The organism is Streptantibioticus cattleyicolor NRRL 8057 = DSM 46488 (assembly GCF_000240165.1).
Lineage (GTDB): Bacteria > Actinomycetota > Actinomycetes > Streptomycetales > Streptomycetaceae > Streptantibioticus > Streptantibioticus cattleyicolor.
Map to the genome: position 1 here is coordinate 3,292,775 of NC_017586.1, position 22,296 is coordinate 3,315,070.

Genomic DNA, 22,296 nt, shown 5'->3' on the forward strand with positions numbered 1-22,296 from the left:
CCCTGGAGGTTTCACGTGAAACACGAGGGCGGAACACCCGAACGGGTGCTCCGCCCTCGTCGTTCGCGCGGTGCGCCGCGGTTCAGCCCTTGGCGGCGAGGAAGTCGGCCAGGTCGCGCTCGATGGCGGCCTTCGGCTTGGCGCCGACGATGGTCTTGGCGACCTCGCCACCCTGGTAGACGTTCATCGTCGGGATCGACATGACGCCGTACTTGGTGGTGGTCTCGGGGTTCTGGTCGATGTTGAGCTTGGCGATCAGGATCTCGTCGTGCTCGGCCGCGATGGCCTCCAGCGAGGGGGCGACCTGACGGCACGGGCCGCACCACTCGGCCCAGAAGTCCACGAGCACGGGCTTGTCGCTGTTGAGGACCTTCTCCTCGAAGTCGGCGTCGGTCACGGTGATGATGGCACCGGCCATGGTCAATCTCCTTCAGCGGTGGGTCGGGGGAGAGGGAAAGGGGGGTGGGTCAGAGGGCGGCTGCGGCCTTCTCCGGCTCGGCGGTCTCCTCCGGGCGGTCGCTCAGCGCCGCCAGGTAGCGCTCGGCGTCCAGCGCGGCCGAGCAGCCGGTGCCGGCGGCGGTGATCGCCTGCCGGTAGGTGTGGTCGACGACGTCACCGGCGGCGAAGACACCCGCGAGGTTGGTGCGGGTGCTGGGCGCCTCCACCTTCAGGTAACCCTCCTCGTCGAGGTCGAGCTGGCCCTTGAAGAGCTCGGTCCGCGGGTCGTGGCCGATCGCGATGAACAGGCCGGTGACCGGGAGCTTGGAGGTGGCGCCGGTGCGCACGTTGCGCAGCGTGAGGCCGGACAGCTTGCCGTCGCCGTGGATCTCGGAGACCTCGCTGTCCCAGATGAAGGAGATCTTCGGGTCGGCGAAGGCGCGCTCCTGCATCGCCTTGGAGGCACGCAGGGTGTCACGGCGGTGGACGATCGTCACCGACTTGGCGAAGCGGGAGAGGAAGGTGGCCTCCTCCATGGCGGTGTCGCCGCCGCCCACCACGACGATGTCCTGGTCCTTGAAGAAGAAGCCGTCGCAGGTGGCGCACCACGAGACGCCACGGCCGGAGAAGGTGTCCTCGTTGGGGAGGCCCAGCTTGCGGTAGCCGGAGCCGGTGGCGACGATCACGGACTTGGCGCGGTGCACGGTGCCGGCGGAGTCGGTGACCAGCTTGATGTCACCGGTGAGGTCGACCTCGACCACGTCGTCCGGGATCAGCTCGGCGCCGAAGCGTTCCGCCTGCGCGCGCATGTTGTCCATCAGGTCGGGGCCCATGATCCCGTCGCGGAACCCGGGGAAGTTCTCCACCTCGGTGGTGTTCATCAGCGCACCGCCCGCGGTGACCGCGCCTTCGAACACCAGCGGCTTCAGGGAGGCACGGGCGGTGTAGAGCGCGGCCGTATAGCCCGACGGACCGGACCCGATGATGATCACGTTGCGGACGTCGCTCACGACTACTTCCTCGTCTCTGCCGACTGTGTTGGTCCCTTGCGGGGATGGTGGCCCCTGGCGGGGGATCACCCGGCGGGAATCTCACCCCGCCTAACGGATCCTACGGCCCTGGCATTCCCGCCCCTTCGGTTCGCGTGTCCCGCGGGGCGGCGGCCCATGCTTCGGCAAGCGCGTCCGCGCAGGCCACGACGGATTCACCGGGCGGGGGCGGGCTTCAGGAACGGTCGTACGTCTGCCGCGTGAGCACCGTGCCGGGGCCCGGCGACCCGGAGGAGACACAGGAGGCGTCGACCACGTAGGCGTCCACTTTGGCGCCGTCGCCGGGGTGCGGGAACACCACCAGGTAGGAGGCGTGCCCCTGGTAGCTGCCCCCGGCCGAGGCGAGCGGTGCTTCACCGCGGCCGGTGCCCTTGAGCACGCAGCCCGGGACACCCGGCGCGACGTGTGCCGTAAAGGGCGTGTTGACGCCGGTGTGCGGGGCGGCGGTCCCGGCGCCCGTACCCGGGGTTCCGGCGAGCAGTTGGTGCACCCGTACCGGCAGCTCGGTGCCGGAGAAGGCGGCGGCCTGCCGCGAGGTACCGGTGACCGCGGGGCCCGAGGTCAGGGAGTAGGTGAGGAGTCCACCGAAGGCGAGCACCGCGGCACCCGCCGCACCGGTGAGCGCCAGACGGGCCCGGCGCCGACGCGGCCGACCGCGCCCCGGACCCGTGGCGGCGGTGGGGTGCCCCTCGGGCCGACGTCCCGCCGTGGCCGCTGTTTCACGTGAAACAGCGCCCGCCGCCCCATCGGTTTCACGTGAAACAGGCTCGGTCGCGGGGGCTTCCGGGGCCGGGGTGGTGGCGCTGATCAGTGCCTCGGCGGCCAGCGCGGCGTCGATGCGGCCGGCGATCTCCTCGGGCATGCGCGGCGGACCGGGCAGGGTGCCGAGGAGGCCGCGGATCTCGTCGAGGGAGTCGCGGACCTCGGTGCACAGTACGCAGACGGCGAGGTGACCGCGGAGATCGGCGGAGCGCTCGGGCGGCAGGATGCCCTCGGCGAGCGCGGAGATCTCGGCCACCTCCGGGTGGCCGTTCGTGTCGGGCGGGGATGTCACCGCTGCCCACCTCCGCCCTTCACGACGTCCTGGTCCTTGGCTGCCGTCTGTGGGACGGATGTCGCCTCCGCCCGGTTCCTTCCCCCCGGTGGGCTGCCGTTATCCCCTCGCCCGCTCCTCAAGTGGGTGAGGAGCGGCAGCAGCCTGGCCCGGCCACGGGCGCACCGGCTCTTGACGGTGCCCGGCGGCACCCCGAGCACCTCCGCGGCCTCGGCGACCGGGTAACCCTGCATGTCCACCAGCACCAGCGCGGCCCGCTGGTCGGGCGGGAGGGCGCCCAGGGCGCGGATCAGCTCGCGGTGGAGCTCGTCGCGTTCCGCGGGGGCCTCCGCGGACTCATGCGGTTCGAGGAGCGTGTCGAAGCGCTCCTCGTCGGGAACGGGTGCCGTGCGCCGGGCGGCGGACTTACGGGCGCGGTCCAGGCAGGCGTTGACGGTGATCCGGTGCAGCCACGTGGTGACCGCCGACTGCCCGCGGAAGGTGTGGGCCGCGCGGAACGCCGAGACCAGCGCGTCCTGCACCGCGTCCGCCGCCTCCTCCGGATCGCCGAGGGTGCGCAGCGCCACCGCCCACAACCGGTCCCGGTGGCGGCGCACCAGCTCACCGAAGGCATCCGGCTCCCCCGCGACATGGCGGGCCAGGAGTGCGGCGTCGTCGGCACTTTCCGTGGGGTTGCCCCGGGTCACGTCGTTCTCCCGCGCGAGGGTGGCCGCGGCCACCGTCCAAGCCATGGCGACCGGCCACCGTGGCGGCCGGTCGTGCCACCGTAGGCGTTCCGGGGCCCCGCCGTCACCGGGCCGTGCCGCTTGTCACTGACCGGTGAACGAGACCTCGGTGATGCCCTGCTTGTAACCGGGCTTGGAGTAGTTGTCCTGCCCGAAGTAGGGCATGGCGGTCAGCCAGATCACCAGGTAACGCGCCTGCGCCGGCTGACCGAGCTGGAACTTGGCCGTGTTGTCGCTGGTCTGGACGGTGCCCAGCTTCCGCATGGAGGACATCGACGCCGCGGAGGAGTATTCGTCGGAGGCGTAGAGCGACACCGTGGTGTGGTCGCCGCCGAACTTCAGGCCGATCTCCGCCCCGGTCACCTTCTGCGTGGAGCCGAGGTCGTAGATGAGGCCGACGCCCTTCTTGACCGAGGGCTGGAGCTCCGGGCCGTCGTCGAAGCTGTGGCTGTGCCAGTAGGTGTCCGGCTTGCCGTCGTAGGTGGCCCGGGCGTCGCCCTCGTCCTGGAAGGTGCCGTCCGGCGCGTACTCCAGGGCCCCCACGATCGGCAGCGGCTTGCCGGTGCGTTTGGCGGCGGTGCCGCCACCGCCGCTGTGCGTGGTGGGCTTCTGGTTCTGGGAGTTGGTGGTGGGCGCGCCGTTGTCGCGGTTCATCAGGGTGTCGGCGATCTGCCAACTCCCCAGCCCCAGCGCGGCGATGAGCAGCGCGGCCACCCCCCACTTCACGGCGGTGCCCGTGCGCCCGGGCAGGGCGGGCGGCGGCGGGGCCGCGGGAACCGGCCGGGCCTGCTGCGGCTGGGCCGGCCGCGCGGGCGGCTGACGGTAGCCGACCTGCGGGAACGGCGGGGCCTGCGGCTCCGGCGGCCGGATCTTGGGCAGCCCGGCGACCGCCTTGGCCAGCTCCTCCGGGGTGGTGACCGGCTTCTCCTGGCGCGACGGCGTCGCCCCGTCGTTGACCAGGGCGCGCATGGCGATGTCGGACAGGCCGCGGTGCACGCCCGCCCGTACCTGGTCGGGGGCGACCAGCCCGAGGCCCTTGGGGAGGCCGGTGAGCCCGTGGGCGTCGTCCGGATAGGGCCAGCGGGCGGTCAGCGCGGCGTAGAGCAGGGCGCCGATGGCCTCGGTGTCGGTGCGCTTGGGGCGGTCGGACTCCACGCCGCGCAGCGCGGCGGCGACCGCCAGGCCGCGGATGCGGTACTGGCCGGTCTCGGTGCGCAGCACGGCGCCCGGGTTGAGCCGCAGATGCGCCAGGCCCTCGCGGTGCGCCACCGCCATCGCCTGGGAGAGCTGGCTGACCAACTGGTAGGCCTCGTGCGGCTCCATCGGACCGGCGGCGAGCAGCGGGGTGAGTTCGGTGGCGTCGGGGAGCCATTCGTGGACGACGTAGACCAGGTCGTTCTCCTCGACCGCGTCGAGGACCTGGACGAAGCGGGGGTCGCCGAGGAGGGCCGCGGAACGGGCGGCGGCCAGCACGTTGCGGGCCCGGGGGCTGTCCGCGGGCATGACGTGGACGCCGACCGCGCGGCGCAGCTTCTCGTCGACGGCCCGCCAGCTGCTGAAGCCGGCGGCCTGGGTGAGACATTCCTCCAGCCGGTACCGCCGGGCGAGTTTGTGACCGCTGTGGAGCTCCGGCGGTTCGGTGGTGGGTGTGGCCTCGGCGCCCTCCTCGGGGTCGCTCCGGTCAGCGTCCTGCGCTCCGCTCTGGGCCGTCGCCCCGTCGACCGTGGCCCCGCCCGCGCCGGCGGTGAGCGGCGGCGCGCCGCTCTCGTTGGCCACGTCGACGGCAGCCGTGCTCCGCTCCGCCACCGTCGTTCCTGCCTCCCCATCCGTTGCACCGCTCCGGCTTCGGAGAGCCGACTCCGAAGCCAAGGACAATTGTGCCCACAGTCCGCCGCTATGCACGACACGCAGCGAGCTGCGATGGTTGCCCGTGCCCCGCACGGGCGGCCGGAAATCAGCGGCCGAGCCGGCCGCGCACCATACCCACCATCGCTGTCATCTCCTCGATCCGCATCCGCCGGGCCGCCACGTAGAAGACGACCAGCAGCACGATCCCGCCACCGACCACCGACGCCAGCGAACCGACGGCCCCGTCGCCGAGCACCGCCGTGACCCCGTAGGAGGCCGCCCAGCCCAGCGCCGCGGCCGGCACGCTCGCCCCGATCAGCCGGGCGTAGGTGCGCCGGACCCGGGCCCCGTCGAGGTCGCCGCCGAGCCGCCGGCGCAGCCGCTTGACCGCCACCCCGACGCCGATCGCGTACGCCAGACCGTACGAGGCGGCCATGCCGGTCACCGCCCAGCGGGCCGGCAGCACCACGTAGCACAGCGCCGAGGCGGAGGCGTTGACCGCGGCGACGATCACCGTGTTGTAGAACGGCGTCCGGGTGTCCTCGTAGGCGTAGAAACCGCGCAGCACCACGTACTGGATGGAGAACGGGATCAGGCCGAGGGCGAACGCCATCAGCACGTAGCCGATGTTGTGGGCGCCGGAGCCGGAGCCGGAGTACATCAGGGTGGACAGCGGGACGCCGAGCGCCAGGAAGGCGAAGGCGCACGGCACGATGGCCACCGCCGAGGTGCGCAGGCCGTAGGAGATGTCGTCGCGGACGGCGGCGGCGTCACCGTCGGAGGCCGCCCGGGCGATCCGCGGCAGGACCGCGGTCATCACCGAGACGGTGATGATGGCCTGCGGCATCTGCCACAGCTGGAGCGAGTAGTTGTAGGCGGTGATGCCGGTGCCCAGGTGGCCCTGGGCGTTGGCGGTGACGCCCGCCGCGGTGGCCAGCCGGGTGACCACCAGCAGACCGGCCTGGTTGGCGAGGACGAACAGGAACGTCCACTTGGCGAGCTTGGCCGCGTGCCCCAGGCCATGGCCGCGCCAGTCGAACCGGGGCCGGATGCGCAGCCCCGACTCGCGCAGGTACGGGATCATCGCCAGCGCCTGCACCATCAGCCCCAGCAGGGTGCCGATGCCCAGCAGCCGGACGCCCTCCGGGGGGATGGACGCCGGGTCCATGCCGGAGCTGCGGGCGCTGCCGTAGACCCAGATGAACGCGCCGAAGGCGGCGATGATCACGACGTTGTTGAGGACCGGGGTCCACATCATCGCGCCGAAGCGGCCCCGGGCGTTGAGGATCTGCCCGATGACGACGTGCACGCCCATGAAGAACATGATCGGCAGGCAGTAACGGGTGAAGGCCACCGTGACGTTGATGGTCGCCGGGTCGGTGGCCCCCGACATCATCTTCACCAGGAGCGGCGCGGCGGCCACCATCACCGTGGTGACCGCGGCCAGGCCGACCACGACGAGGGTCAGCAGCCGGTTGGCGTACGCCTCGCCGCCGTCCTCGTCCTCCTTCATGGACTTCACCAGCTGCGGGATGAAGACCGCGTTGAGCGCGCCGCCGCCGACGAGGATGTAGATCATCGTCGGCAGGGTGTTGGCCACCTGGTAGCTGTCGTTGAGGGTGGAGACGCCGATGGCGCCGGCCACCACCAGGTTGCGCAGGAAGCCGGTGATCCGGGAGACGAGGGTGCCGGCCGCCATCAGCGCGCTCGACTTCAGCAGGGCGCTCGCCTTGCCGCCGGTGCGGGCCGCCGCGGGGGCCTCGGGCTCGGCCGGCTCGGGCTCCTCGGGCTGCTGGACGTACGGCTGCTGCGGGGGCGCGTACGGCTGCTCGGCGGCGTACGGCTCGGTCGACGGATCTCCGGGGTAGTCGTACCCCGGCGCGCGGGCGGCCGAGGCGGGTTCGTCGCGGAAGAAGTGGGCGTACGGGTCGTCGGCTGCCGGGGCACCGGGGACCGGCGGGAGGTACTGGGTGGCCGCGGCGTCCTCGCCCTCGGGGGCCACGGAGGCGTGCGGCAGGTACTGGGTGGCCGCGTCGTCGCCGTAGGGCTGCTGCGGGGCCGGATAGGCCGGCGCCCCGAATCCGCCGCCGTACCCCGGCTCCGCGGGCCGTCCCTGACCACCGTACGCGTCGTGCTGCTGGGCGTACGGGTCGTGGGCGTACGGCGATGCCGGGCGGGGCCCGGGGGTCGAGCGGGGCTCGGGCGGAGGCGGCGGGGAACCGGCGCGGGCGTCGTCGTAGGACGCCGCCCGGTCCTGCTCTCCGTCGTACGGCGCGTTCGTCACTGCCCCACCTTATTGTCCGCGGCCCAGGACCTGCCCCTGGCTATCTGTCCACCTTCTCACCCGGCTCCGAGGGGCCGGCCTCACCGGCCGCGGTGTCCGGCGCCGGGTCACCCGGCTGCTCCGGCCGCGTCGGCTCGTCCCCCGCGGCGTCGTCCGGGGCCGGTGCCGGGGCGTCCCCGGTGGCCGGGGCGTCGCCGCCGCCCTCCTCCTCGGCCCGGCGCTGTGCCAGCCGCTTGCGCTGCCGGTACATCCGGACGCCGGCCAGCACCAGCAGCAGCAGGCCGCCGGCGATCACCAGCATCACGGTGTCGGTGATCGAGGTCACGTTCACCTGGAAGACCATGGCCTCGCCGTAGGGGGCGCCGTCCCTGGTGTACAGCTGGGCGGAGATCCACGCCTTGCCGTTGGCGCGGGCCGTGGTGGCGAACTTCAGCGAACGGTTGTGGCCGCCGTCGATGTCCACGTTCTGCGGCTTGCCGACCGAGAGCCGGTTGGGCTGGGCGGAGGTCAGCCGCAGCTCCAGCCCGGTGACCTGCTGGGCCAGGCTGTTCTGCACGGTGACCGGGATTATGGCGCTGCGCCCGGAGAGGGTGATCGAGTCCTTGTCGCTGATGCGCACGTCCTGCCGCAGATCGCTCAGGTACGCCGAGACGTCGTTGCGGAACGCCGCCGCCTGCGCGCCCGCACCGCGCCACTGGGTGGACATCGCCCGCAGCACCGCGTTGCCGAACGGCGTGGTGACCCGGTCCTTGCGGGAGAGGATCACCTCGAAGCCGTCCAGGGACTCCTGGACGGACTGGATCTGCTGGAAGGCGTCGGTGCCCAGCTCCTGGCCGCGCAGCGCGCCGGGGTAGGAGTCGCCGCCGGGCACCGAGCGGTTGGCACCGGGGTCGGGGGTGGCCGCGGCGGCGGCGCCGAGGCCGGCCGGCTCCACCCAGGTGCCCGAGCGCAGCGCGCCGATGGCCGCCGCCATCGCCTGGGCCTGGCCGGTGGTGGGCATGCGCTGCGGGGCGACCACGATGCTGCGCTGCCGCTGCGGCTCCTGCTCGGTGATCATCAGCGACTGGGCGAGGAACCGCTGCACGGCCGAGGTGACCGAGCCGGCACGCGTCATATCACCGGTGAACGCCTTGGACAGTCCGGCGTCGGCCACGACCGCGGTGGTGCCGCCGCCGATCGGCCGGGCGGCGGTCGGGGTGTAGTTGAGCTCCGTCTCGTGCAGGCTGTCGCTGCGGGCGATCACCTTGTCGGCGCCGGCCGCGGTCGCCACCCCGATGATCGAGGGGTCCACGGCGCCCTCCGCCGGCCAGGCGAAGTCGGTACGCGGGGTCACCCCCAGCACGGTCTGCACCGTCACCGAGGCGAGGTCCGTGGCGGCCTTGAGGTGGCCGATGGTGCCGGAGACGTCCTTGCCGTGGTGGGCGATGGCGGCGATGTCGGGGTCGCCGAAGGGGAGCGCCACCACCTCGTGGCCCTTGACCGCGGTCTGCAGCTCGTCCAGCCAGCGCTTGGCGTAGTCGCTGCCGGTGCCGGGCGTGGTCCGCTTGGGGTCGCCGTCCGCACCGAGCACCCGGTAGGGCTTGGTCATGGCGTCCACCGAGGCCAGCAGGTCGGGGTCGACCACCCAGGTGACCGGGAGGTCCTTGCCGAGCGAGACCAGCTCGTCCAGCCGTCCGCCGGGGGCCAGCTCCGAGGCGAGGTCGTCGTCGCGGAAGAGCGGCGCCTGCTGGTTGTCGCCGGGCGGGCGGATGTCCAGGTGCGGCCGGTCGATCAGCGGCCACAGGAAGGCTGTGCCGGTCTTCTGGCCGCCGCCTTGCGCGTACCAGGGCAGGAAGGTGCGCTCGATGCCGAGGACGTGGTCGTAGCCGGTGTCCCGGGTGGTCCCGGAGGCGGTGACGCCGAGCTGGTAGACACCGTCGCTCCCCAGCCCGAGCGCGCTCACCGGCACCGAGAGGGTGAACGGGACGCTGACGCCGGCCGGGATGTCGGCCAGCTTCGTGGTGTGTCCGGACACCTCGGGGCCGTCGGCGCCGGGGTTGAAGTCGTCGTCGGAGGAGGTGTCGGTGATGGCGCTGCGGCTGCCGAGCGGCCCCCCGCCGCCGACCCGGACGCCCACGTGGCCGCCGGTGATGGTCTCGTCGCCGGTGTTGGCGACGGTGCCGGAGATCTGGAGGGTGTCGCTCTTGCCCGGAACGGCGGGGGCGAGGGAGTCGATGGAGACGGCCGCCGCCGAGCCGTGGGCGGACTCGGTGCGCGACGGCGCCGCCTGCGCCCGGGAGGCGCCCGGGAGCTGCGCCGGCAGGGCCAGCAGGGCGGCCCCGAGCAGGAGCGCGGCGACCCGGCGCAGCCGACCACGGCGGACCGGCGGACGGGGGGCCGGGCCGGAGCGGGCGGCGGTGTTACCGGCGGGCAGGCAGGCGGGGAGAGAAGTGGTTCCCGGGTGCTTCGCCGCATCGCGCACGCGCTCGTCCGTCCGTCCCTCGTCGCCATCGGAAACTGCGTCCTGGCATGGTAACGATGGGCGCTGGGGCAAAGTGCTGCGGAGCCGGTACAAGATCACATCGGCGGTCGCCGTACGGGACGGCCGCCGCGGGCCCCCCGGGGGCGGCCCCTCGGGACGCAGTCGCGCGCCGGCGCGCCAGGGGCCACGTATTCTGTTCTGTTGTGCCGAACCCCACCAATGACCAGCAGACCGTGGCCCCCGCCGAAGCGAGCGCGCTCAACCAGGTGCAGCGCCGTGCCGTCGGCGAGCTGCTGAGAGTCTCGCCCGTCGCCGACGACCTGGGCCGCCGCTTCGAGCAGGCCGGCTTCCGGCTCGCGCTGGTGGGCGGCTCGGTACGCGACGCGCTGCTGGGCCGGCTCGGCAACGACCTGGACTTCACCACCGACGCCCGCCCCGAGCAGGTCCTGAAGATCCTACGGGGCTGGGCGGACGCGGTCTGGGAGGTCGGCATCGCGTTCGGCACCGTGGGCTGCCGCAAGGCCGACGCGGCCGGCAACGACTTCCAGATCGAGGTGACCACCTACCGCTCGGAGGCGTACGACCGCGACTCCCGCAAGCCCGAGGTCTCCTACGGCGACACCATCGAGGAAGACCTGGTGCGCCGGGACTTCACGGTCAACGCGATGGCCGTCTCGCTCCCCGGGATTGAGTTCGTGGACCCCCACAACGGTCTCGAGGACCTGGCCCGCCGGGTGCTGCGGACCCCGGGCACCCCGCAGGAGTCCTTCTCCGACGACCCGCTGCGCATGATGCGCGCCGCCCGCTTCGCCGCCCAGCTCGACTTCGACGTGGCCCCCGAGGTGGTGGCCGCGATGACCGAGATGGCTGACCGGATCTCGATCGTGTCGGCCGAACGGGTCCGCGACGAGCTGAACAAGCTGGTCTGCGGCGCCTACCCGCGCAAGGGCCTTCAGCTCCTGGTCGACACCGGGCTGGCCGACCGCGTCCTGCCCGAGCTGCCCGCGCTGCGTCTGGAACGCGACGAGCACCACCGGCACAAGGACGTCTACGAGCACACCCTGACCGTCCTGGAGCAGGCGATCGCGCTGGAGGAGTCCGGCCCCGACCCGGTGCTGCGGCTGGCCGCGCTGCTGCACGACATCGGCAAGCCCAAGACCCGGCGTTTCGAGCCGGACGGCCGGGTCTCCTTCCATCACCACGAGGTGGTGGGCGCCAAGCTGACCAAGGCGCGGATGACCAAGCTCAAGTACCCCAACGACGAGGTCAAGGCCGTCTCCCGGTTGGTCGAGCTGCATCTGCGGTTCCACGGGTACGGCAGCGGCGAGTGGACCGACTCGGCGGTGCGCCGTTACGTACGCGACGCCGGCCCGCTCCTGGAGCGGCTGCACAAGCTCACCCGCTCCGACTGCACCACCCGCAACAAGAAGAAGGCCGCGGCGCTGGCCCGTACCTACGACTCCCTGGAAGCGCGCATCGCGCAGCTGAAGGAGCAGGAGGAGCTGGACGCCATCCGTCCCGACCTCGACGGCAACGAGATCATGGAGATCCTCGGCGTCCCGGCCGGCCCCGTCGTCGGCAAGGCCTACAAGCACCTGCTGGAACTGCGCCTGGAGAACGGTCCGATGGCGCACGACGAGGCGGTGGCGGCGCTCAAGGAGTGGTGGGCCGGCCAGCGGTAGGCGGCCGGACGCTGCCGTGTTTCACGTGAAACACGGCAGCGTCGCCGTTTCACGTGAAACAGCGCGGGGAGATGGCGGCGGTTTCACGTGAAACACACCTCACCCGGCCCGCTCCTCCGGCTCCCACTCGGCCTGCCGCGGCTCCGCCTCCGGCGCGGCCCGCCGGGCGCCCTGCCGGACGAAGCGGGCCATGGTCACCGCCACGGCCACGTAGACGGCCGCCACCAGCAGCAGCAGCGCGGGTGAGCGGCCGTCCGGGGGGAGCAGCAGGGCGGCCAGCGCGGCGGCGGCGACGAAGGCGGCGTTGAAGGTGACGTCGTACAGGGCGAAGACCCGGCCGCGGAAGGCGTCGTCCACCTCGGCCTGGAGCACCGTGTCGGTGGCGATCTTGGCGCCCTGGGTGGCGGCGCCCAGCAGGAAGGCGGCGACGAGCATCGGCGCCGGTTCGAAGGGGAGGCCGAGACAGGGCTCCAGCACGGCCGCCGCCGCGGCGCACACCGTAATCCACCCGGTGGTGCCGCACCGTGTGGTGGCCCACGGGGTGATCACCGCCGCCGCGAAGAACCCGGCCCCCGAGACCCCCACCGCCAGCCCCAGCAGCGCCAGCCCGCCCGAGGCGTTCCCCGGCGGGCTCCAGGCGTTGCGGGCCAGCATCAGCAGCGTGACGAACAGCGCGCCGTAGGCGAACCGCAGCACCGTCATGGCGGCCAGCGCCCGGGCGGCCTGCGGACGGGCGGCGAGATGACGCAGCCCCGCGACGAGTCCGCGGACGGTGCCGGCCACCGCGCCGGCCAGCCGGGGCCGCAGCAGCTCGGGGTCGGGGCCGAGCCGGTCGGGGTCGAGCGCCCGGGCGGAGAGGCCGGCGAACAGGTAGATCACGGCCGCGAGGACCACCACGGCGGCGTCCGAACCGGGGCCGGGACGCAGCACCAGATGGACCGCGAACGCCGCCGCACCGCCGACCGTGGCCGCGATGGTGCCGACCGTCGGGCACAGCGAGTTGGCGACCACCAGCCGGTCGCCGTCGACCACCCGGGGGAGCGCCGCGGAGAGCCCGGCGAGCACGAAGCGGTTGACTGCGGTGACCGAGAGGGCCGACAGGTAGAAGAAGACGTCGGGGACGTGGACGAGGACCAGCACCGCGGTGCCGGCCGCGAGCACCGAGCGCAGCAGATTGCCGTGGAGGAGCACCTGCCGGCGGCGCCAGCGGTCCAGCAGCACACCGGTGAACGGCCCGAGCAGCGAGTACGGCAGCAGCAGCACCGCCATGGCGGCGGCGATGGCGCCCGGGGACGCCTGCTTCTCCGGGGAGAAGACCACGTACGCGGCGAGCGCCACCTGGTAGACGCCGTCGGCGAGCTGGGAGAGCAGCCGGGCCGCGAGCAGCCGCCGGAAGTCGGGAAACCGCAGCAGCGCGCGGAGATCTTCTATGACGGCCATGCGCACAGCCTCACACACGCCTCAGGCCCCCGGGGTGGAATTCCCGGGGGCCTGGACGGTCCATGCCGTCGACGGCGGCGGGCTACGGCGCCCTCGTCATGGGTTCAGCGGCCTCCCCGGCCACGCTGGACCCTGTCGGGACACCGGTCCCGGCCGTTTACGCCGACCGTGGGTCGGACGTCGCCGGCCGAGGTCAGCGCTCGACCTCGCCGCGGATGAACTTCTCGACGTTCTCGCGGGCCTCGTCGTCGAAGTACTGCACCGGCGGGGACTTCATGAAGTACGAGGAGGCGGAGAGCACCGGGCCGCCGATGCCGCGGTCCTTGGCGATCTTCGCGGCACGCAGGGCGTCGATGATGACACCGGCGGAGTTCGGGGAGTCCCAGACCTCCAGCTTGTACTCCAGGTTCAGCGGGACGTCACCGAAGGCGCGGCCCTCGAGACGCACGTAGGCCCACTTGCGGTCGTCCAGCCAGGCCACGTAGTCGGACGGGCCGATGTGGACGTTCTTCGCGCCCAGGTCCCGGTCGGGGATCTGGGAGGTGACGGCCTGGGTCTTGGAGATCTTCTTGGACTCCAGCCGGTCGCGCTCCAGCATGTTCTTGAAGTCCATGTTGCCGCCGACGTTGAGCTGCATCGTGCGGTCCAGGACGACGCCCCGGTCCTCGAAGAGCTTGGCCATCACACGGTGCGTGATGGTGGCGCCGACCTGGGACTTGATGTCGTCACCGACGATCGGCACGCCCGCCTCGGTGAACTTGTCGGCCCACTCCTTGGTACCGGCGATGAAGACCGGCAGCGCGTTGACGAAGGCGACCTTGGCGTCGATGGCGCACTGGGCGTAGAACTTGGCGGCCTCCTCGGAGCCCACCGGCAGGTAGCAGACCAGGACGTCGACCTGGCGGTCCTTGAGGATCTGCACCACGTCGACCGGCTCCTCGGCCGACTCCTCGATGGTCTCCCGGTAGTACCGGCCCAGACCGTCGAGGGTGTGACCGCGCTGGACGGTGACGCCGGACGGCGGCACGTCGCAGATCTTGATGGTGTTGTTCTCGCTGGCGCCGATGGCGTCCGCGAGGTCGAGGCCGACCTTCTTCGCGTCGACGTCGAACGCCGCGACGAACTCGACGTCCCGGACGTGGTAATCGCCGAACTGCACGTGCATCAGGCCGGGCACGCGGCTGTCCGGGTCGGCGTCCTTGTAGTACTCGACGCCCTGCACCAGCGACGCGGCGCAGTTGCCCACGCCCACGATGGCTACGCGAACCGAACCCATTCCGGTTGCTCCCTGTGTACTCGGTTACTCTGCGGCCCTGCCGGAGCCGGGCCTCAATTGGTGGTGTCGGTCGGATCCGTGTCGTCGCGACCTTGGTCGTCGGCGGGGCGGCCCTTGGCGCGGTCACGACCCGCCCGCTCCGTCTCGATCAGCTCGTTGAGCCAGCGGACTTCACGTTCCACCGACTCCATGCCGTGCCGCTGCAGTTCGAGGGTGTAGTCGTCGAGCCGCTCGCGGGTGCGCGCCAGTGAGGCACGCATCTTCTCCAGGCGTTCCTCCAGGCGGCTGCGGCGTCCTTCCAGGACCCGCATCCGTACGTCCCGTTCGGTGTGTCCGAAGAAGGCGAAGCGGACTCCGAACTGCTCGTCCTCCCAGGCCTCGGGGCCGGTCTGGGCGAGCAGGTTCTCGAAGTGTTCCTTGCCCGCCGCGGTCAGCCGGTAGACGATCTTCGCCCGTCGGCCGGCCAGCGGCGCCGCGGTCCCCGGCTCGTCAGCGGGGGGCTCCTCCACCAGCCAGCCCTGGGAGACCAGGGCCTTCAGGCAGGGGTACAGCGTCCCGTAGCTGAAGGCACGGAAGACGCCGAGCGAGGTGTTGAGCCGCTTGCGCAGCTCGTAACCGTGCATCGGTGACTCGCGGAGCAGACCCAGTACGGCGAATTCGAGCACGCCGGAACGCCTGCTCATCCTCGCCTCCTCGGGTCCCGGACTGCCCTGTGCACTTCGCCTTGCCTTCCGGGGGTGAGTGGGGCTCCCCGGGAAGACACGGCACTTATGTCGTTCTGATGTATCGATTCGATACATCGCGACGATAGAACGGCAGTCTGCATCTCGCAAGGCGGCGAGCGGTGAACGGCATCACATCCGGTGACCCCCGGGCGTCAACTGTCCGTTATGCGTAGATCGTTGGCGGACCGTGCCGTGACGCGGTGCGTACTCTGTTCGCCATGCATACCGACGGGAACCATGAGCCGCCCGCGCGCGTCATGGTCCTGGGTGCCGTGTGGCCCGGCGGGGCCGCAATCCGGGGGGACCGGAAGTCAACTGCCGCCTTCAGGCCGTGCCGCCTGACCGAGGAGTAGATGGAAGCATGAGCGAGCACCGCCGAAAGCCGCCGCAGCCGAACGGCAGCGGACGCGCCGCAGACCGGCGCGGAGCGCCGCCGCCAGGGAACGGCCACCGCGGCGCACCGCCCGGCCGGGGCGCGGACGGATACGGGACGGGCGCGCCGTCCGGGCCGGACCGCTCCTACGGCAGCGCCCCCTCCCCTGGATCCGGCCCGTCCTACGGCGGCGGTTCCCCGTACGGCTCGGCCCCGGGCGGGGAGGGCCGGGCGGCCAGACGCCGGGCCGCCGGTTCCGAGGCCGGAACGGCGAGCGAAGGGGTACCGGAACGTCCGTACGGCGGACGCGCGGAGGCCCGGCGGGCCGCCAAGGGCGGACGCCGGGCGGCGGGCGGCGCGGGTTCCCGTGGCGGCGGCGGCCGGCGGGGCACCGGTGGCGGCGGGTCCGGGCCGGGTGGACAAGGGCCGGGCGGCCAGCGTCCCAAGCGCTTCATCGACTACCCGCGGTGGGGCAAGACCGGCTGGCGCCGCTGGATGCCGTCCTGGAAGCAGGTCAGCGCGATCTGCGTCGCCTTCCTCGGCACCCTCGTCGGGCTCGTCGGCATCGCCTACGCGATGGTGGACGTCCCCAACCCCAACGCCGCCGCCAAGCAGCAGAAGAACGTCTACTACTGGGCCGACGGCTCCCGGATGGTGGTGGCCGGCGGCGGCGACTACAACCGGCAGATCGTTCCGCTGGACAAGATCTCGATCCACATGCAGAACGCGGTGATCTCCATGGAGAACGCCTCGTTCTACCACGACGCGGGCGTCGACCCACAGGGCATCCTCCGCGCCATCCTGCGCATGGCCCAGGGCGGTGAGACCCAGAGCGGTTCGACCATCACCCAGCAGTACGTGAAGAACACCTACCTCGACCAGTCGCAGACCCTGACCCGTAAGTTCAAGGAACTGCTCATCTCGGTCAAGGTCGGCGCGACGGTGGACAAGAAGGACATCCTCGCCGGCTACCTCAACACCGCGTTCTACGGCCGCGGGGCGTACGGCATCCAGGCCGCCTCGCAGGCGTACTACGGCGTGGACGCCGACAAGCTCAAGCCCGACCAGGCGGCCTTCCTCGCCGCGGTGCTCAACGGCCCCAACCTCTACGACCCGGCCGGCGGCATCGGCGACGGCGCCACCCCCGAGGAGAACACCAAGCGGGCCGTCCAGCGGTGGAACGAGGTGCTCGACCGCGAGGTCAAGACCGGCGACATGACCCAGCAGGAACGGGCGAAGTACACCAAGTTCCCGATGCCGCAGAAGCCGAAGCGCTCCACCGACAAGGCGGGCCAGATCGGCTACCTGACCGACCTGGCCAACAAGTACATCCTCAACAACACCAACATCAGCCAGCACAACCTGGACAACGGCGGCTACCAGATCCACACCACGTTCGACAAGAACAAGGTGCGCGCCCTCCAGCAGGCCGTGGACTCGGTGCGCAAGAAGAACCTCAAGCCCGACGTCCGGTCCGCCGACAAGTACGTGCAGTTCGGCGGGGCCTCGGTGGTGCCCGGGGACGGGGCGATCGTCGCCATCTACGGCGGTGAGGACTACCTGAAGCACTTCACCGACAACGCCGACTACACCGGCGCCCAGGTCGGCTCCACCTTCAAGCCGTTCGTGCTGGCGGCGGCGATGCAGGACGGGGTGCGCAACCCCTCCCTCGGCCCCGACCAGGGTCCCTCGGAGCGGACCAAGGTGTCGCTGAAGAGCATGTACACCGGCCTGAACAAGTGGAAGGTGCTCAACTACAACCGCACCGTCTGGCAGGACCCGGACGGCAAGGAGTGGTTGCAGGTCAACGACGACAACGAGTCGATCCCCACGGTGGACCTGAAGACCGCGATGGCCCAGTCGCTCAACTCCACCTACGCCCAGCTCGGCATGGACGTCGGCATGGACAAGGTGCGGCAGGCGGCGATCACCGCCGGGCTCCAGGACGACCAGAGCATGGTGTCCACCAACGGCCCCTCGTTCTCGCTCGGTGTCTCCTCGCCCAGCGCGATCCGGATGGCCGACGCCTACGGCACCTTCGCCCACGGCGGCGTCCAGGCCGACCCGTACTCGGTCACCCGGGTGGAGTACCAGGGGACGGTCAAGTACCAGCACGAGACCAAGACCAAGCAGGCGTTCGACCCGGCCATCGCCGGCAACGTCACCGACGCGCTGCAGGCCGTGGTCCAGGAGGGCACCGGCACCGCGGCCAAGGCGCTCGGCCGGCCGGCCGCGGGCAAGACCGGCACCACCGACGACAACAAGTCGGCGTGGTTCACCGGCTACACCCCGGAGCTCGCCACCTCCATCGGCATGTACCGGATGGACGACCACGCCACCAACCCGACATTCCTGAAGATGTACGGAGTCGGCGGTCTGGACAAGATCTACGGTGCTTCGTTCCCGACCCAGATCTGGACCGAGTACATGAAGGACGCGCTGGCCGGAAAGCCGGTGCAGGACTTCCCGCCGGCGTCCGCCTACGGCACCGTGGTGCACGGCCCGGGGGCCACCGAGTCGGCGCCGCCGTCCGCGCCGCCGTCCAACTCGCCGTCGGTGACCCCGAGCGCACCGCCGTCGAAGTCCCCGTCGCACTCGCCGTCCCCGTCCATCACGCCGACCCCGACCCACTCCTCCTGCGGTCTGTTCGGCTGTGAGCCGGGCGGCACCACCACCGGGACGGGCAGCAACAACGGGAACGAGAACGGCGGCCCCGGCAGCAACACCGGGACCACCAACGGAGCCGGGAACGCCGGCACCACCAGCGGCACCGGAAGCAGCCGCGGCAACGGCAACGGCGGTCCGGGCGGCAACGGCAACGGCAACGGAAACGGAGGGGGAGGCATCTTCGGCTGACCCGGTCCACCGGTGAGCCACCGATGACCTGACGACCCGTGGCCGCGAAGGGCGTACGTCCCTTCGCGGCCACGGGTTTTCCACAGGCACGACGGGTTTTCCACACCGCGCCCGGCGGCCTGACAGTCCGGTACGGCAGGATGTCCGCCATGACGACCGCGCGTAAGAACGCCGAGAGCGCAGCGGCAGCCCCGAGCACGCCGCCCACCTGGGACGACCCGGTCGCCCGGGCGGGCAGCGAACTGCTCGGCGGCCCCGCCGGGCGGCGGATGGGTGCGGTGGCCGGCCGGTGGTGGAATCCGCTGCGCGTGATCGTGCTGGCCGCCGTCGGACTGTTCGCCCTGGGCATGGTGCAGAAGCTGCCGTGCTACGACAGCGGCTGGTTCTTCGGGGCCAACGACCAGTACACGCACGCCTGCTACTCGGACATCCCGCACCTGTTCTACGCCCGTGGCTTCGCCGACGACGTGGTGCCGTACTTCGGCCACATCCCGGACAAGGTCTCGGGCGGCATGCCGTACCTGGAGTACCCGGTGCTCACCGGGCTCTTCATGGAGATCGCCTCGTGGTTCACCCCGCACGGCGCGGACCTGATACGGCGTGAGCAGATCTACTGGCTGGTCAACTCCGGGATGCTGCTGGTCTGCGCGGTCGTCACGGTGGTCGCGGTGGCCCGCACCCACCGCCGCCGTCCCTGGGACGGGCTGCTGGTCGCCCTCGCCCCCGCCGCCGCGCTCACCGCGACCGTCAACTGGGACCTGCTGGCGCTCGCCCTGACCGCCGTCGGCATGCTGCTGTGGGCCCGCCGCCGCCCGGTCGCCTCCGGGGTGCTGATCGGGCTGGCCACCGCCGCCAAGCTCTACCCGGCGCTGCTGCTCGGGCCGCTGCTGCTGCTGTGCCTGCGGGCGGGACGCATGCGGGCGTTCACCAAGGCGCTGGCCGGTGCGGTGGTCGCCTGGCTGGTGGTCAACGTGCCGGTGATGCTGGCGCACGACGCCACCGGCTTCCACATCCGCCCCGGCTGGGCCCAGTTCTACAGCTACAGCCAGACCAGGCCGGTGGACTTCGGCTCGCTATGGCTGCTGATCTCCCAGCAGACCGGCAACCCGCTGCCGGACGCCAACACCTACGCCATCGTGCTCATGCTGCTGCTGTGCGCCGGTCTGGCCTGGCTGGTGCTGTACGCGCCGCGCCGGCCCCGGTTCGCCCAGACCGCGTTCCTGGTGGTCGCCGCGTTCGTGCTGACCAACAAGGTCTACTCACCGCAGTACGTGCTGTGGCTGGTGCCGCTGGCCGCGCTGGCCCGGCCGCGCTGGCGGGACTTCCTGGTGTGGCAGGCCGGCGAGGTCATGTACTTCCTGGGCATCTGGATGTACCTGGCGTTCACCACCGGCGGCAACAACAAGGGGCTGCCCGAGGGCGGCTACGACCTGGCGATCGCGCTGCACCTGCTGGCCACCGGCTACCTGTGCGCCTGCGTGGTGCGCGACATCCTGCGGGCCGAGCACGACCCGGTACGGCAGGACGGCTCCGACGACCCCTCCGGCGGCGTGCTCGACGGCGCCCCCGACGTCTTCGTGCTCGGCACGGCGGGCGCCCGCCACGCCGCCCGTTCCTCCGGCACCGCGGTGCGCTGGGGCACCCCGCCGGACCAGGCGGCCTAGGCCCTGTCGTCAAAATCTCGCCTGCCCCGCGGCGCCTGGCACGCGCGCTCGCGGCGTTTTCGGTCGTCGGCGCAGCCCGCTGCGCTCTCCTCCCTCCGCCTTGCGATCACACGCCCCAGACGCCGCGGGGCACCGCCCTCCGGACGGCCGGCGACCTTTTGACGACAAGGCCTAGCGGTCGACCATGCGGTCCGGTTGGGTGGTGGTGTGCCGCAGGTGGGCGACGAGTTCCTCCCCCATCTGCGGCGGGGCCACGTCGCCGGGGAGGAAGAGGATGGAGACCTGCATGTGCGGCGGCTCGGCGAACCACCGCTGCTTGCCCGCCCACACGAACGGCGACAGGTTGCGGTTGACGGTCGCCAGCCCGGCCCGCGCCACGCCCTTGGCCCGCGGCATGACGCCGTGCACGGCCTTGGGCGACTCCAGGCCCACGCCGTGCGAGGTGCCGCCGGCGACGACCACCAGGTGGCCCTCGCCGGCCGCCTTCTGCTGCCGGTATCCGTAGCGCTCGCCCTTGCCGACCCGGGTGACGTCCAGCACCGCGCCGCGGTACTCCGTCGCCTGGTGGTCGCCGAGCCACAGCCGGGTGCCGATCCGGGTGCGGAACCGGGTCTGCGGGAACTGCCGCTGGAGATGGACCAGTTCGTCGGCCTTCAGATGGCTGACGAACATGGTGTGCAGCGGGAGCCCCGCCGCCCGCAGCCGCTCCATCCAGCCGTGGACCTCCTGCACCCCGTCCGAGCCGTCGGTGCGGTCCAGCGGCAGATGGATCGCGAACCCCTCCAGGCGCACGTCCTCGATGGCGCCGCGCAGCCGGCCCAGCTCCTCCGGGAGCACCCCGTGGCGCCGCATCGAGCTCATCACCTCGACGATCACCCGGGCGCCGACCAGGCCGCGCACCCCCTCCACCGAGGAGACCGAGCGGATCGCCCGGTCCGGCAGCGGCACCGGCTCCTCGCCCAGCCGGTACGGGGTGAGCACCAGCAGGTCCCCGCCGAACAGGTCCTTCATCCGGGCGGCCTCGTACGTCGTACCGACCGCGATCATGTCGGCGCCGAGCCGGGCGGTCTCCTCCGCCAGCCGCTCGTGCCCGAAGCCGTATCCGTTGCCCTTGCAGACCGGGATGATGCCGGGGAACTGGTCCACCACCGTCTTGTGGTGGGCACGCCAGCGCGCGGTGTCGACGTACAGGGTGAGCGCCATGGGCCGGTCAGGACCTTTCCGTGGATCAGGGGGAACGGTAACGGGAACGGGTCGGCTCAGCGGCGGGACATGTAGATGTCGAGCGCCTTGTGCAGCAGCTTGTTGAGCGGGAAGTCCCACTCGCCGAGGTACTCCGCGGCCTGGCCGCCGGTGCCCACCTTGAACTGGATCAGCCCGAAGAGGTGGTCGTTCTCGTCCAGCGAGTCGCTGATGCCGCGCAGGTCGTAGACGGTGGCGCCGAGCGCGTAGGCGTCGCGCAGCATCCGCCACTGCATGGCGTTGCTCGGCCGCACCTCACGCTTGTGGTTGGCCGAGGCGCCGTAGGAGTACCAGACGTGGCCGCCGACGACCAGCATGGTGGCCGCCGCCACCGCCTCGCCCTCGTGCACGGCGAAGTAGAGCCGCATGCGGTTGGGGTCCTCGGAGTTGAGGGCGGTCCACATGCGCTGGAAGTACGACAGCGGGCGCGGGCGGAAGTGGTCGCGCTCGGCGGTGATCTCGTAGAGCTGCTGCCAGATCGGGAGCTGCTCGTAGGTGCCCTGGACGACCTCGACGCCCGCCTTCTCGGCCTTCTTGATGTTGCGGCGCCACAGCTGGTTGAAGCCCTTGTGGACGTCCTCCAGGGTGCGCCCCTCCAGCGGCACCTGGAAGACGTAGCGCGGCTGGACGTCACCGAAGCCGGCGCCGCCGTCCTCGCCCTGCTGCCACCCCATCTTCCGCAGCCGGTCGGCGACCTCGAAGGCGCGCGGCTCGATGAAGGTGGCCTCGACGTCCCGCAGCCGCTTGGCGTCCGGGTCGGCGATGCCGTTCTTCACCGCGGCGGCGTCCCAGCGCCGGATGACCACCGGCGGCCCCATCTTCACCGAGAAGGCGCCCTGCCGCTTGAGGTGGGCCAGCATCGGCTGGAGCCATTCCTCCAGGTTGGGCGCGTACCAGTTGATGACCGGGCCCTCGGGGAGGTAGGCGAGGTACCGCTTGATCTTGGGCAGCTGGCGGTAGAGCACCAGACCCACGCCGACGAGCTCGCCGTTCTTGTCGAACCAGCCCAGGTTCTCCGAACGCCACTCGGCCTTCACGTCGGCCCAAGCGGGAACCTGCATGTGGCTCGCCGAGGGCAGGCTCTGGATGTAGGCCAGATGCTGCTCACGGCTGATGGTCCTCAGGGTCAGGCTCATTCGGGGCGCTCCCCATCGCTGCGGGTTCTACCGGACTTCCCGG

At 71.7% G+C, this 22,296-nt stretch carries 15 protein-coding genes; 3 read left to right on the forward strand and 12 right to left on the reverse strand.

The window, feature by feature from the left end:
- Nucleotides 1-82 precede the first annotated feature (82 nt).
- From trxA to SCATT_RS14730, 7 genes are all read right to left on the reverse strand, one after another.
- Nucleotides 83-418 (reverse strand): thioredoxin, encoded by a 336-nt coding sequence (trxA, locus tag SCATT_RS14700; RefSeq protein WP_014143863.1) that lies wholly within the window; start codon nucleotides 416-418, stop codon nucleotides 83-85.
- 49 nt (nucleotides 419-467) lie between these two features.
- Nucleotides 468-1,448 (reverse strand): thioredoxin-disulfide reductase, encoded by a 981-nt coding sequence (trxB, locus tag SCATT_RS14705; protein ID WP_014143864.1) that lies wholly within the window; start codon nucleotides 1,446-1,448, stop codon nucleotides 468-470.
- Between the two features lie 214 nt (nucleotides 1,449-1,662).
- A complete protein-coding gene (locus SCATT_RS14710; RefSeq protein ID WP_014143865.1) occupies nucleotides 1,663-2,541 on the reverse strand; it encodes an anti-sigma factor in 879 nt (292 codons plus the stop codon).
- Nucleotides 2,538-3,272, reverse strand: a complete 735-nt coding sequence (sigM, locus tag SCATT_RS14715; protein ID WP_014143866.1) for an RNA polymerase sigma factor SigM — start codon at nucleotides 3,270-3,272, stop codon at nucleotides 2,538-2,540. Before sigM ends, SCATT_RS14710 begins: the two co-directional genes overlap by 4 nt.
- A 78-nt stretch (nucleotides 3,273-3,350) precedes the next feature.
- Nucleotides 3,351-5,072 (reverse strand): protein kinase family protein, encoded by a 1,722-nt coding sequence (locus tag SCATT_RS14720; protein ID WP_014143867.1) that lies wholly within the window; start codon nucleotides 5,070-5,072, stop codon nucleotides 3,351-3,353.
- Nucleotides 5,073-5,220: 148 nt separating this feature from the next.
- Nucleotides 5,221-7,398: a murein biosynthesis integral membrane protein MurJ gene (murJ, locus tag SCATT_RS14725; RefSeq protein ID WP_014143868.1), complete on the reverse strand. Its 2,178-nt coding sequence runs from the start codon at nucleotides 7,396-7,398 to the stop codon at nucleotides 5,221-5,223.
- 40 nt (nucleotides 7,399-7,438) lie between these two features.
- On the reverse strand, nucleotides 7,439-9,859 hold the full coding sequence (locus tag SCATT_RS14730) for a DUF6049 family protein (protein WP_014143869.1): 2,421 nt from the start codon (nucleotides 9,857-9,859) through the stop codon (nucleotides 7,439-7,441).
- Between the two features lie 233 nt (nucleotides 9,860-10,092).
- On the opposite strand from SCATT_RS14730, the gene SCATT_RS14735 reads away from it, so the two are divergent.
- Nucleotides 10,093-11,541 (forward strand): CCA tRNA nucleotidyltransferase, encoded by a 1,449-nt coding sequence (locus SCATT_RS14735; protein WP_014143870.1) that lies wholly within the window; start codon nucleotides 10,093-10,095, stop codon nucleotides 11,539-11,541.
- Between the two features lie 99 nt (nucleotides 11,542-11,640).
- Here SCATT_RS14735 and SCATT_RS14740 read toward each other — a convergent pair whose 3' ends face one another.
- From SCATT_RS14740 to SCATT_RS14750, 3 genes are all read right to left on the reverse strand, one after another.
- Nucleotides 11,641-12,981, reverse strand: a complete 1,341-nt coding sequence (locus SCATT_RS14740; RefSeq protein WP_014143871.1) for an MFS transporter — start codon at nucleotides 12,979-12,981, stop codon at nucleotides 11,641-11,643.
- A 193-nt stretch (nucleotides 12,982-13,174) separates the two neighbouring features.
- Nucleotides 13,175-14,257 carry an inositol-3-phosphate synthase gene (locus tag SCATT_RS14745; protein ID WP_014143872.1) on the reverse strand — a complete coding sequence of 361 codons (1,083 nt, stop codon included), beginning with the start codon at nucleotides 14,255-14,257 and terminating at the stop codon, nucleotides 13,175-13,177.
- 53 nt (nucleotides 14,258-14,310) lie between these two features.
- A complete protein-coding gene (locus tag SCATT_RS14750) occupies nucleotides 14,311-14,940 on the reverse strand; it encodes a PadR family transcriptional regulator (protein ID WP_014143873.1) in 630 nt (209 codons plus the stop codon).
- Nucleotides 14,941-15,343: 403 nt separating this feature from the next.
- Here SCATT_RS14750 and SCATT_RS14755 point away from each other — a divergent pair, with 403 nt between their 5' ends.
- Together SCATT_RS14755 and SCATT_RS14760 are read left to right on the forward strand one after the other, a co-directional pair.
- Nucleotides 15,344-18,211: a transglycosylase domain-containing protein gene (locus tag SCATT_RS14755; protein WP_014143874.1), complete on the forward strand. Its 2,868-nt coding sequence runs from the start codon at nucleotides 15,344-15,346 to the stop codon at nucleotides 18,209-18,211.
- Between the two features lie 149 nt (nucleotides 18,212-18,360).
- Nucleotides 18,361-19,875: a glycosyltransferase family 87 protein gene (locus tag SCATT_RS14760; protein ID WP_014143875.1), complete on the forward strand. Its 1,515-nt coding sequence runs from the start codon at nucleotides 18,361-18,363 to the stop codon at nucleotides 19,873-19,875.
- A gap of 171 nt (nucleotides 19,876-20,046) precedes the next feature.
- Here SCATT_RS14760 and SCATT_RS14765 read toward each other — a convergent pair whose 3' ends face one another.
- On the reverse strand, nucleotides 20,047-21,078 hold the full coding sequence (locus SCATT_RS14765) for an alanine racemase (RefSeq protein ID WP_014143876.1): 1,032 nt from the start codon (nucleotides 21,076-21,078) through the stop codon (nucleotides 20,047-20,049).
- A gap of 56 nt (nucleotides 21,079-21,134) precedes the next feature.
- The gene (locus SCATT_RS14770) at nucleotides 21,135-22,253 is read right to left on the reverse strand and encodes a lipid II:glycine glycyltransferase FemX (protein WP_014143877.1); all 1,119 of its coding nucleotides are present in this window, start codon (nucleotides 22,251-22,253) and stop codon (nucleotides 21,135-21,137) included.
- Nucleotides 22,254-22,296 lie beyond the last annotated feature (43 nt).

Coding starts and splice junctions, on each gene's coding strand:
- SCATT_RS14745 (WP_014143872.1), bottom strand. CDS start 14,257: ATGGGTTCGGTTCGCGTAGCCATCGTGGGCGTGGGCAACTGCGCCGCG.
- SCATT_RS14770 (WP_014143877.1), bottom strand. CDS start 22,253: ATGAGCCTGACCCTGAGGACCATCAGCCGTGAGCAGCATCTGGCCTAC.
- SCATT_RS14755 (WP_014143874.1), top strand. CDS start 15,344: ATGAGCGAGCACCGCCGAAAGCCGCCGCAGCCGAACGGCAGCGGACGC.
- SCATT_RS14760 (WP_014143875.1), top strand. CDS start 18,361: ATGACGACCGCGCGTAAGAACGCCGAGAGCGCAGCGGCAGCCCCGAGC.
- trxA (WP_014143863.1), bottom strand. CDS start 418: ATGGCCGGTGCCATCATCACCGTGACCGACGCCGACTTCGAGGAGAAG.
- SCATT_RS14740 (WP_014143871.1), bottom strand. CDS start 12,981: ATGGCCGTCATAGAAGATCTCCGCGCGCTGCTGCGGTTTCCCGACTTC.
- sigM (WP_014143866.1), bottom strand. CDS start 3,272: ATGGCTTGGACGGTGGCCGCGGCCACCCTCGCGCGGGAGAACGACGTG.
- SCATT_RS14765 (WP_014143876.1), bottom strand. CDS start 21,078: ATGGCGCTCACCCTGTACGTCGACACCGCGCGCTGGCGTGCCCACCAC.
- SCATT_RS14750 (WP_014143873.1), bottom strand. CDS start 14,940: ATGAGCAGGCGTTCCGGCGTGCTCGAATTCGCCGTACTGGGTCTGCTC.